We start from the raw sequence: 11082 nt of genomic DNA, 5'->3' as shown, positions 1-11082 counted from the left end.
GGGTTGGCACCACACACCGCCGAGGGGGGTCGGCGAAGGGGTGCAAGCACCGTCCGGCGCTCAACAAACTCGGGGGATCCGGCGCGTGCCGCGCCGGGAAGAATCAGAACCGGCCATCCAGAGACCGGCAGTGGCCCGTGCCGCGCGGGGCGACGGGTGCCCTTCACTGGCCGGGACCATGTGTAACGACCGGCGGCCCACCATCATTCCGGGGCCCGGGGCCCGGGGCCCGCGTACCAACCCCGTCGGGCGGCGGCGTGGTCGTACTCGGTCGTACGCAGGGTGTAACGACCCCGGCCCGGCCACGATTCCGCGCCCACGATGCCCCCGGTCACACCCGAAACCGGACCCACGGAACACCGCCACCCGGCCCCTACCGAGATGCCCTCACAGATGGGGTAGCGGCCCCATTGCCGGATACGGACAGCCAGGCACGGACGGCGCACGACCACCGACGGGGTGTGGCCCGCCACCCCACGCACCGCAAACCCACACCGCCGCGCCAACGCCCACCACCGGCCCCCGGGCGAAGCGAGGCAAGCACACCCACAAAAGAGGCCAGAACCGAACTCACCCAGGAAGAGGCCCCACCCGACCCCGGACCTTGGCCGCACACGAGCCGAGCACCGTTGCCGCGTCCAGCCCGAGGCTCTCGATGGCGACCAGCGCGGTGAACGCCACGTCCGCCAGTTCCGCCGCCACGTCGTCCCGCGTGTGGGTGACGCCCTTGCGCGGATTCTGGCCGAGCAGACCGATCCAGGCGCCCGCCGCCTCCCCCGCCTCCTCGGTGAGCTTGAGGATCCGGCAGGTCATTTCGGCCTGTCCGGTGCCGTTGGCGGCGTCCAGCCAGCCGCGCGAGGCCCGGACCGCGGCCCAGATCGAGTCGTCCACGGCGAATAGTGAACCGGACGAAGGTCACGGTCCGTATCCCGGGACGGTTGGCGGGTACGCCGGTGCCGGGTGGTAGCAACGTGGCTACCAGGAAGTAGTGAAGGGACGTGTCCTATGCCGGAGTCCGTGGAGACGGTGTTCAACAGCGTGGTCGCCCGCAATCCGGGAGAGCCGGAGTTCCACCAGGCGGTGCGCGAGGTGCTGGAGAGCATCGGTCCGGCCCTGGCCCGGCACCCCGAGTACACCGAGGCGCGGATCATCGAGCGGATCTGCGAGCCGGAACGGCAGGTCATCTTCCGGGTGCCGTGGGAGGACGACCACGGCCGGGTCCTGGTGAACCGGGGTTTCCGGGTTGAGTTCAACAGCGCGCTCGGCCCGTTCAAGGGCGGGCTACGTTTCCACCCGTCGGTGTACCTGGGGATCGTGAAGTTCCTCGGCTTCGAGCAGATCTTCAAGAACGCGCTGACCGGGCTGCCGATCGGCGGCGGCAAGGGCGGCGCGGACTTCGACCCGAAGGGGCGCTCCGACCGCGAGGTGATGCGGTTCTGCCAGAGTTTCATGACCGAGCTGTACCGGCACATCGGCGCGGAGACCGACGTGCCGGCCGGGGACATCGGCGTGGGCGGCCGGGAGATCGGCTACCTGTTCGGCCAGTACAAGCGGATCACCAACCGGTACGAGTCGGGCGTGCTCACCGGCAAGGGCCTGGCGTACGGGGGCGCGCAGGTGCGCCGGGAGGCGACCGGCTACGGGGCGGTGTTCTTCGCCGAGGAGATGCTGCGGCAGGCCGGGGACAGCCTGGAGGGCAAGCGGGTGGTGGTGTCCGGCTCCGGCAACGTGGCGATCTACGCGATCGAGAAGGTGCACCAGCTCGGCGGGAAGGTCGTCGCCTGCTCGGACTCGTCCGGCTACGTGCTCGACGAGAAGGGCATCGACCTGGAACTGCTGCGGGAGTTGAAGGAACGGCGCCGGGCCCGGCTGGACGACTACGCGCGGCACGTGCCGCACGCGGTGGCGGTCTCCGGTCGTACCGTCTGGGACGTGCCCTGCCAGTTGGCGCTGCCGTGCGCGACGCAGAACGAGATCGGCGGCGCGGAGGCCGCGGCGCTGGTGGCCGGCGGCTGCGTCGCGGTGGTGGAGGGTGCGAACATGCCCACCACGCCGGAGGCGGTGCGGATCCTGGGCCGGGCCGGGGTGCGGTTCGCGCCGGGCAAGGCGGCCAACGCCGGCGGGGTGGCGGTGAGCGCGCTGGAGATGCAGCAGAACGCCAGCCGGGACTCGTGGACCTTCGCCGAGTCGGAGCAGCGGCTGCGGGGGATCATGCGGGACATCCACGACCGCTGCTGGGCCACCGCCGACGAGTACGGCCTGCCCGGCGACTACGTGGCCGGGGCGAACATCGACGGGTTCCGCCGGGTGGCGGAGGCGATGCTGGCGCACGGCCTGATCTGACTGCGAGGCTGGCTGGTCCGGCGTCAGCGGGCTCGACGCCGGCTGGTCCCGCTGGTCGATGTGCTCGTGCGGCGGTCAGCGGTGGGTCAACTGTCGTCCTCTCCTTGCTCTCGTGACCGGGACCTCGAGGGCGTCCGTACCGGCCAGGTCTGCCGAGCCGCGCCGTCCGACCGGTCGGCGAGGATCGTCCGCAGCAGGGACAGCAACTCGGCCCGGTTGGCGCAGTTGAGCCGGGACCGCATCCGCGCCACGTGGTGCTCCACCGTCTTCGCCGAGATGAACAGCCGGTCACCGATCTCGCGATAGGTCGACCCGGCGAGCACCAGCTCGGCCACCTCCCACTCCCGCTCGCTGAGGCGGTGCCCCGCGGGACTCGCGACGGCGTCGGCGAGACCGCCCGGAGGGCGCTGCCCGCCCTTGGCCCCGGCCGGGCGTCCCTGCAGCATCCGGGCGCAGTCCAGCAGGGTGGTCATCGCCCGTCGGTCCGAGGTGCGGATGGCGGCCTGGCCGGCGAGCCGAGCGCCGTCCCAGCACAGCCCGGCGTCGTGCAGCCCCCGGGCGGCGGCCTCCACCCGGACCGGGTCGACCGTCCCGCGCAACACCTCCACCCAGCAGGCGGCGGCTGCGGCGACCACCGTGGCGTACCGGTTGTGGTCCGCCGCACCGAGCAGGGCGGCCACGTGGTCGTCGGCCGCCGTCGGTCGCTCGGCGAGGATCGCCGCGTGCAGGCCGCTCCAGTGCAGGGGCACGGTCCACAGCGGCGGGTCGCCGAGCCGGGCCAGCAACTGCCGTGCCTGGCGCAGGTACGGCTCCAGCCGGCTCAGGTGGCCCAGGCGTGCCCCGGCGATGGCCAACTCGCCGAGCGGCAGCAGCGTGAACAGGTCGACGGGGTGGCGGACCAGCGCCTCCAGGGCGGCGCCCCAGCCACGCTGGAGCGCGCCGAGGTCACTGTTGCGCCGGGCGATCCCCATCTCCATCGCCCTGGCGAATAGCAGGTCGCGCGATTCGAGCGGCCGGCCGCCGGCGGTCACCGTGGCGAGGTGGTCGGCCGCGAGGCCGGTCCCTCCTCGGACCATCGCGATCCAGGCCTGCAGCAACCGGTGCCGCCGGGCCAACAGCGGACCGCCGATGCCGCTGGTCACCGCCCGGTCGAGGACCCCGTCGGCGATGTCCAGTTCGCCGCAGTGCATCGCCGTCAACGCGGCGAGCGCGGCCGGGCTGTCCGGCAGGAGCACCGCCCGGCCTGCCGGCTCCAGCAGCGCCGCTGCCTGCACGAGGGTGGACAGCGCGGTGGTGGGTGGTCCGGCGAGGCTGTCCCGAATTCCGTCGGCCATCAGCCGGGCGGCGCTGTGGTGCAGGGTGGGCGGTCCACCGGCACGGTCGTCCGCCGGCGGGTCCGCTCCGTCGACCTGTTGGCCGACGGCGAGTGCGCCGAGGGCCGCGAACGCCTCCGCGGTGGCGCCGCCCGCCCACCGGTACAGCTCCACGCTGCGAACGCCCTGGCCACGGTGTGCGAGCGCCGTCGCGGCGACCATCGCCGCCTTCACCTGCTCGGCTGCGGGGGCCGCGGCGAGCAGCCGGTCCGCCAGCCGCAGGGCGAGGTCGAGGTCACCGGCGAGCGCCGCGGCGACCGCCTGCCGGACGGCGGCGGGCCGCCCGGCGGCCGTGGCCGCGGCGAAGAGCTCCGCCGCGACCGCGGGCTCACCCGCCAGCGCCTCCTCGGCGGCGGCCTCGAGCGTCGGTGCCGGACACTCGCCGGCCACTCCGGCGGCGAGCAGCGAGCGGACCAGCGGGAGGACCGGCCCACCCCGGGCCAGCTGTAGTTGGGTGAGCCGGAGCCAGACCGCGGTGCGCTCGGTGACCGGGCTCAGCGCGGTCACCGCCCGCCGCACGATCGGCGCGAGCCGGCCGTCCGCGCCGAGCAGCCCGGCCGCCCGGGTCGCGCCGATCAGCTCGTCCACCTCGGCCAGCTCCCGGTCGAGCAGCGCGCCGAGCAGGTCCACCGGCAGCGGTACGCCGGCCGCGACGGCGAGCAGCAGCCGTCGGACGTCGGGAGCCACGTCCTCCAGATCCGGCCCGAACTCGAGGATGACCTGCCGGGACGGCTCCGCGGGAACGTCCGGTGGTCCCTGCTGGCCGCGCAGCCCGCGGACCAGCCGCTCGACGTAGCGGGGCACACCGCCGGTCTGCCCGTGCACGAAGTCGACCAGGTCGGGCTGCCGGCCGAGCTCCGGCGCGCAGGCGAGGTAGGCGGCGGTCTGCTCTCTGGTGAACGGGGTGAGCAGGACCAGGTGCCCGTCCCGCCGCAACGCGGCGGCCAGCTCGACCAGCGCCGCCGGCCGGGGCCACGGTCGGTAGCCGACGACCAGGCGGTGCCGGCGGGCGGTCACCAGGTGGCGCAGCGCCCGAAGCCGGGCGTCGTCCAGCAGCTGCGCGTCGTCGACCAGCAGCACCGTGTCCGGGTCGACCGCGTCGGGCAGTTCGGGCGCGCTCTCGAGGACGGTGCACCCGGCCCGCCGGTAGACCGCGGCCAGCTCCTGGAGGTAGGCGCTGCGGCCGTGGCCGCCGGGGCCCGTCACGCCGAGCACCAGCGGCGACGTCGGAGCCGCCGCCACCGCGTCGAGCAGGCCCTGCGGCCGCCGGTCCAGCACCAGCCGGTGCCCGGCGACGCCGCTCATGGTCATGCTGGTCATCCTCTGCCGCCCCGCCGGCGGGCCAGCGCCAGGCGGGACGCCTTCGGCAGTTCCAGAGGGGCGAACCGGACCGGGGGGCGCGGTGGTGGTTCGCTTGCGACCCCGCGGTGGTGATCGGGTCGGTGCTGCGGCGCGACGGCCGGCGCACCGACGCGGCCGGCGGTGCCATCGGGGGCCGGGCCGTCGTCCCGCCCCTCGCGCCGGGGGCGCGGCGACACCGTCTGACAGGCGGCGAGGGCCGCGCCCGTCGCGGCGGTCAGCTGCGGATCGGGCTCCACCTCGACCGGTATCGGAAGGGCCGCGGCGAGCAGCTCGGCGATCAGCGGGATCCGGGTGGACCCGCCGGCGAGCAGGACGCCGTCGAGCTGCGTCGGCGCCAGCCCGCCGGAGCGTACGGTCCGCAGCAGCAGGTCGATCGTCGCCTGCACCGCCGGGCGGATCATGTCCTCGAACTGCACCCGGCTCACCGGCACGCGGGCCGGCCCGCTCGGCAGCGTCAGGAGCACGTCGGTCTGCGTGCCGACGGTCAGCTCACGCTTGGCCCGCTCGCACCCGGGCAGCAGCCCGAGCAGCGGGTCGTACGCCTGCCGGGGTGTGGTGCCGCCGAGGTCACGGGTGAGTGCGGTGCGCACGTGCTCGGCGAGCGCCTCGTCGAAGTCGGCACCGCCGATCCACTCGAGCCCCTGCGGGAAGCCGAAGGTCTCGTACGTGCCGCGTGGGGTGCGGCGGACGAGGGCCGCCTCGAAGGTGTTGCCGCCCAGGGCGTAGACCACGGCGGCGCTGCCCGGGAAGCCCCGTGCCGCGTGGCTCTCGGCCACCGTGACAGTACGCGGAAGCAGCGTCACGTGGCCCAGGCCGAACTCCCGCAGGGCGGCGTGCAACAGCTCGCGCCGATGCCGGCCCCAGCCCGCCGGATGGCTGAGCACGACGGCCTGGGCGGGCTCGCCCTCGCGGTCGCGCACGCGTTCGACCACCCACGACGTCAGCACCGCGGTCAGCGTCTGCGGTGGACACGCCTCGCCGGCGAGCATCAGGGGCACGTCGTCGCCGACCCGCCGCACGAAGCCCCGGGCCGTCCGGGCCCCGTCGTCGGTGCCGGGCTCGCCGACCGTGAGCCTGCCGTCCAGGGCGAGGTGCAGCACCGACGGCACGATCACCGACCCCGCGTCCAGCGGGACCCCCTCGGGGCGGCTCCACGTCGCGCCCTGTCGCCGGGCAACGGTGGCCGCGGTGTTGGTGCTTCCGATGTCTATCCCCAGGACGTACGGCATGCGCTTTCTTCCCTCACCGCGAGTCGGCCGGTCGGGGCGACGGCGTCCACACCGCGCGGCGACCACCCCCGGCAAACCCCGTGGGCTCCTACGTTCGTACCAGAGATCACTCCGGCATCAGGACCCTAAATCAGGCCGGGACGGGACCCCCATTCCCCCTAACGTACGAGGGGGCGCGTGCCCTAATCCGGCGGGGCGGGTCGGGGGCTCGGCCCCGATGACCGGAGCCGGTCACCGGCAATAGCGTCGGTGTCGACGATCAACGGTCGCCGACGCACATCGAGGAGATCCCGCACATGACCCTGCACGACTTCGTGCTCAATCTGCTCACCGACGCCGACGCCAAGGCGGCGTTCGACCTCGACCCGGAGGGCGCGCTGCAGGCCGCGGGCCTCACCGACATCACCCCCGCCGACGTGCAGGACGTCGTCCCGCTGGTGGTCGACTACGCCCCGACCCATGGGCTCGCCCCGGTGGCTCCGGTGACCGGTCAGCTCGGAGCCGACCCGCTCGTGGCAGACGTCACCGGCGCCGTCAGTCAGCTGCAGACGGCGACGCCGGAGCTCAGCGTCGGCGGCTACAGCGGCCTGGACGTCAAGGCCGGTGTGCTCGGCGCCATCACCGTCGACCCGGCGGCCGTCGGCGTCACGGCCACCGTACTGCCCGGGATCGGCCTGGGTGTCGGGCAGAGCGGTCTCGACACCAATCTCGTCGGGGTGCACGACCTGGCGCACACCCTCGACGCCGACGTGGTCGGCGCGGTGGACACCACGGCCGACCCGGTGGTCGGGGATCTGGCCGGCACGGTCGGCAACCCGGGCACCGTGCTCGACGCCACCGACCACGGCCTGCTCGGCACTCCGGACGGCCTGCTCGGGGGCGCGTTGTCCGGCGCCGAGGGCCAGGTCGGCGGGGTCGTCGGCTCGCTGGGTGGCGACGACGCGCTGGGCGGGCTCGGTCTGGGTGACGGCGGCACCGGCCTGGTCCCGCCGGTCGACGTGCCGTCGACTGTGGGCGGCGTGACGGGCCAGGTGGACGGCGTCCTCGGCGGCGTCACCGGCGCGGTCGGCGGCGTGACCGGTGACGTCACCGGCGGTGTGAGCGGCAAGGCCGAGGTCCACGGCGAGGTCTCCGCTTCCTCCGGCGGCGGGCTGCTGGGTCTCGGCGACGGTCTGCTCTGACCGTTCCGGACGACGGCGGGAAAGCCGGATCGCGGACAGCGATCCGGCTTTCTCCGCATCCCTCTTGATATTTGAGCCGAAATCCGCACACTTGGTGCGGTGATGGCGGGGATCTGGTTGGACGTGCTCGACGGGATCGCCCGCACGTGCCGCGAACACGGACGGGGCGATCTGCTCCAGGCCGTCCGCGACAAGCGCGTCCAACTGCTCGACCCGACCCTGCGCGTCCTGGTCGTCGGCGAGCCGAACCAGGGCAAGAGCCAGTTGGTCAACGCGATCGTCAACGCTCCGGTCTGCCCGGTCGGGGATGGTTCCACCACTGTGCTGCCGACGGTCGTGCGCCACGGCGAGGTCGCCTCGGCGGCGGTGGTCCACACGCCGCCCGCGGCGGGCCCGGTCGACGCCGGGACCGTCGAGCGAACCGCGGTACCGGTGGACCGGATCGCGCCCGCGGTGGCCGGCACGCTCGGGCGTCGGCCCGGCGGCGGCCCCGCGCACGTCGAGATCGGACTGCCGCGCGCGCTGCTCGGCGCCGGACTGGTGCTGGTGGACACCGCCGGCAGCGACGAGGCGACCGCGATCGGTGGCGGCGCCCCGATCGCCGCCGTGAGTCGTGCGGACGCGGTGCTGCTGGTCTCCGATTCGACCCGGGAACTCTCCGTCGCCGAGATCAACATGCTGCTGCACATCACGCGGTCGCACCCGAACGTGGTGGTGGTGCAGACCAAGACCGACCTGGTGACGGACTGGCGTGCCGTCGCCGAGCGCAACCGGCGACAACTCGCCGAGGCAGGCGTACCGGCGGCGCTGATCCCGGTCTCGTCGGCGTTACGCCTGCGGGCGGCCGTCACCGACGACCGCGAGCTCAACGCCGAGTCGGGCTTCCCGGTGCTGATCGCCCGGCTCCAGCGGGACCTGGCCGGCAAGGCCGATCCGCTGGCGCGCGCCTCGGTGGCGTTGACCGCTCGAACGGTGGTCGAGCAGCTCGCCGCGCCGCTGCGTGCCGAACTGGAGAGCCAGGAGGCGCAGCGGCAGTCCGGCCCGATCTCCCAGCTGCACGCGGCCCAGCGGGAGGTCGACGAGTTGCGCCGCTGCTCCACGCGCTGGCAGAACACCCTCAGCGACGAGATGGGCGACCTGCTCTCCGACATCGAGTACGACCTGCGCGACCGGACCCGCCAGATCCTGCGAATGGTCGACGAGGCGTTCGACACGGCGGACCCGCTCGTCGCCTGGGACACCTTCCAGGACTGGCTCGAACGCAGCCTGACCGAGGCGGCGGAGGCGAACCACGAGTGGCTGGTCCAGCGCTGCGACTGGGCCGCGCGCCGGGTGGCCGCCAACTTCGCCCGGTACGGCTACGACGTGCTGCCGCCCTGGTCGGTGACCGTGCCGGAGGACCTCGGCGACCGGCTGCCGGAGATCGAACGGCCGCACATCGACCGGTTCACCGCGAGCCAGAAGGTGATCACCGGCATGAAGGGCTCGTACGGGGGCCTGCTGATGTTCGGCCTTGCGCTCACGCTGGCCGGCATGCCGATGATCAACCCTGTCTCGATCGGCGCCGGCGCGCTCTTCGGCGGCAAGAGCATCCACGACGAGAGCAGACAGCTGCTCCGCCGCCGCCAGTCGACGGTCAAGACGGCGATCCAGCGCCACGTCGACGACTACTTCGTCCGCATGAACAAGGACTGCCGGGACACCGTCCGGCAGGTGCAGCGGATGCTCCGAGACCACTTCACCGCGCTGACCGAGGAGTTGCAGGAGGCCATCATCCAGTCGTTCCGCACCGCCAAGCAGGCTGCCGACACCGACATGGCCGTCCGCGAGCAGCGCCAGCGCGAGATCCGACTGAAGATGACCCGGCTGGCCGCGCTCTACGACCAGGCCCAACAGTTGACCGGGGCCCGGACCGCCCCGGCGGGGCTGGGGTCCCCCGCATGACCGTCGGCCTGCGGCTCGATGAGGCGGTGTGGGGGCTGCTGCAGCGCGCCCTGCAGCTCTACCGGGACAACCCGCGGGCCACCGCTGCTCTCCGCCACCAACTGGCGCGGTTGGAGCAGCCGCTGCGCCTCGCGGTCGCCGGCCCCTGGCGTTCCGGGAAGTCCACGGTGCTGAACGCCATCATGGGCGAGGAGGTCGCGCCCGTCGGCGACGCGGACGGCACCGACGTCTTCACCTGGTACGAGGACGCGCCGCAGCCACGCGCCATCGCCTACTCGACCAGTCACCCGCCGCAGGAGCTGGCGATGGTCAAGTCGGCGACGGGGATGCGGGTGGACCTCGTCGGCTGGCGAGCCGGCGAGCTGCGCGACATCGTGGTGCGGTGGCCCACCCGGGCCCTGCGGCAGGTGACCCTCATCGACACGCCCGCGATCACCGGCGTGGACGAGCACGGCCGGGCGCCGGTGATGGACCGGGTCCTGCGCGACGCCGACGCGGTGTTGTACCTGACCCGGGACGGTCGCGGCACCGACCTGAGGGTCCTGGAGACCAGCCGGGAGAGCGCCGTCGGCCAGGCGGCCCCCGTGAACGTCGTCCTGGTGCTGTCCCGGGCCGACGAGACCGGCGGCGGACAGATCGACGCCCTGCTCACCGCCCGCCAACTCGCCCGCCGGCAGTACCGCGACCCCCGCGTGAACGCACTCTGCGTGGACACGGTGGCGTGCAGCGGGCTGATCGGCCTGGCCGGCCGGGTGCTCAGCGAGTCGGATTTCGCGGTGCTCGCGCAGTTGGCCCGCGTGCCCCGCCAGGCCCTGGAGCCCCACCTGCTCTCGGCCGACCGCTTCGCCGGCGGCGAGCTACCCGTACGGCTGGACGCCGAGGTACGCGCCGCGCTGCTCGACCGGCTCGGCCTCTTCGGGGTCCGGCTCGCGACCACCCTGGTCCGTACCGGCTGCGACAACCGGGCCACGCTGTCCGCCGAACTCATCCGCCGCAGCGGCCTGACCGAGCTGCGCGAGTCGGTGAACCGCCTCCTCATCGACCGGCGGGACGCGCTCAAGGCGCGCTCGGCGATGGTCGCCGTGGAGGCGCTGCTGCGAGCCGAACCCGAACCGGGCGCCGATGAGCTGCTCACCATGCTGGAGCAGATCCTCGCCGGCGCGCACGAGTTCCAGGAGCTGCGACTGCTCGCGGCGTTGCGGAACACCCGGCTCGGCTTCGACACCGAGTTGGCCGAGGAGGCACGGCGGTTGGTCGGCGGGGACGGCGTCGGCCTGGCCGCCCGACTCGGCGTCGAACACGGCGCGACCACGCAGCAGCTCTGGGATGTCGCCGCCGACGCGCAGTGGAGCTGGCGGAACCGGGCGGAGGACAGCTCGCTCCGGCTGACCCAGCGGCGGGGCGCACAGGTCGTCGTCCGCAGCTGCGAGGGGATGCTCGCCGAACTGGCCGAGGGCGGCCGCTGACGGTCGGATGCGAGGACGCCGCTGGCCGGCACCCCGCACGGGGTACCGGCCAGCGGCATCATGCACCTGTGTGTCAGCTGTTCCAGTGCTCGGCGACGAGGTCGGCGGCCTGCTGCTCCCACTGGGCGTAGTGGTCCGGGTACGCCGACACCTGCACCGTCTGCGCGGCATCGGTCAGCGGCAT

7 protein-coding genes are annotated in these 11082 nt (G+C 73.7%); 4 read left to right on the top strand and 3 right to left on the bottom strand.

Annotated features, from left to right (window positions below; translation table 11 throughout):
• Window positions 1–570 precede the first annotated feature (570 nt).
• Window positions 571–891, bottom strand: a complete 321-nt coding sequence (locus tag AB0L34_RS30340; RefSeq protein ID WP_357465034.1) for a MazG-like family protein — start codon at window positions 889–891, stop codon at window positions 571–573.
• A 114-nt stretch (window positions 892–1005) separates the two neighbouring features.
• Here AB0L34_RS30340 and gdhA point away from each other — a divergent pair, with 114 nt between their 5' ends.
• Window positions 1006–2343, top strand: coding sequence for an NADP-specific glutamate dehydrogenase (gene gdhA / locus AB0L34_RS30335; RefSeq protein WP_363708700.1), 1338 nt, complete (start codon window positions 1006–1008; stop codon window positions 2341–2343).
• Between the two features lie 86 nt (window positions 2344–2429).
• Here gdhA and AB0L34_RS30330 read toward each other — a convergent pair whose 3' ends face one another.
• Window positions 2430–5027 carry a helix-turn-helix transcriptional regulator gene (locus tag AB0L34_RS30330; protein WP_363708698.1) on the bottom strand — a complete coding sequence of 866 codons (2598 nt, stop codon included), beginning with the start codon at window positions 5025–5027 and terminating at the stop codon, window positions 2430–2432.
• A gap of 5 nt (window positions 5028–5032) precedes the next feature.
• Entirely contained in the window at window positions 5033–6307 is a 1275-nt protein-coding gene (locus tag AB0L34_RS30325) for an Hsp70 family protein (RefSeq protein WP_363708696.1), read from the bottom strand.
• A gap of 296 nt (window positions 6308–6603) precedes the next feature.
• Between AB0L34_RS30325 and AB0L34_RS30320 the strand changes: the two genes are divergently transcribed.
• The 3 genes from AB0L34_RS30320 to AB0L34_RS30310 all read left to right on the top strand — a co-directional run bounded on the left by AB0L34_RS30320 (window position 6604) and on the right by AB0L34_RS30310 (window position 10898).
• Window positions 6604–7488 carry an IniB N-terminal domain-containing protein gene (locus AB0L34_RS30320; RefSeq protein WP_363708694.1) on the top strand — a complete coding sequence of 295 codons (885 nt, stop codon included), beginning with the start codon at window positions 6604–6606 and terminating at the stop codon, window positions 7486–7488.
• 102 nt (window positions 7489–7590) lie between these two features.
• Complete coding sequence (locus tag AB0L34_RS30315; protein WP_363708692.1) at window positions 7591–9432, top strand: dynamin family protein; 1842 nt, start codon at window positions 7591–7593, stop codon at window positions 9430–9432.
• A complete protein-coding gene (locus AB0L34_RS30310; RefSeq protein WP_363708690.1) occupies window positions 9429–10898 on the top strand; it encodes a dynamin family protein in 1470 nt (489 codons plus the stop codon). The genes AB0L34_RS30315 and AB0L34_RS30310 overlap by 4 nt, the downstream gene beginning before the upstream one ends.
• The last annotated feature ends 184 nt before the right edge of the window (window positions 10899–11082 follow it).

The sequence above is a fragment of the Micromonospora sp. NPDC052213 genome (assembly GCF_040679695.1).
Taxonomy (GTDB): domain Bacteria; phylum Actinomycetota; class Actinomycetes; order Mycobacteriales; family Micromonosporaceae; genus Micromonospora.
This window is presented reverse-complemented; position numbering and strand designations above follow the sequence as displayed.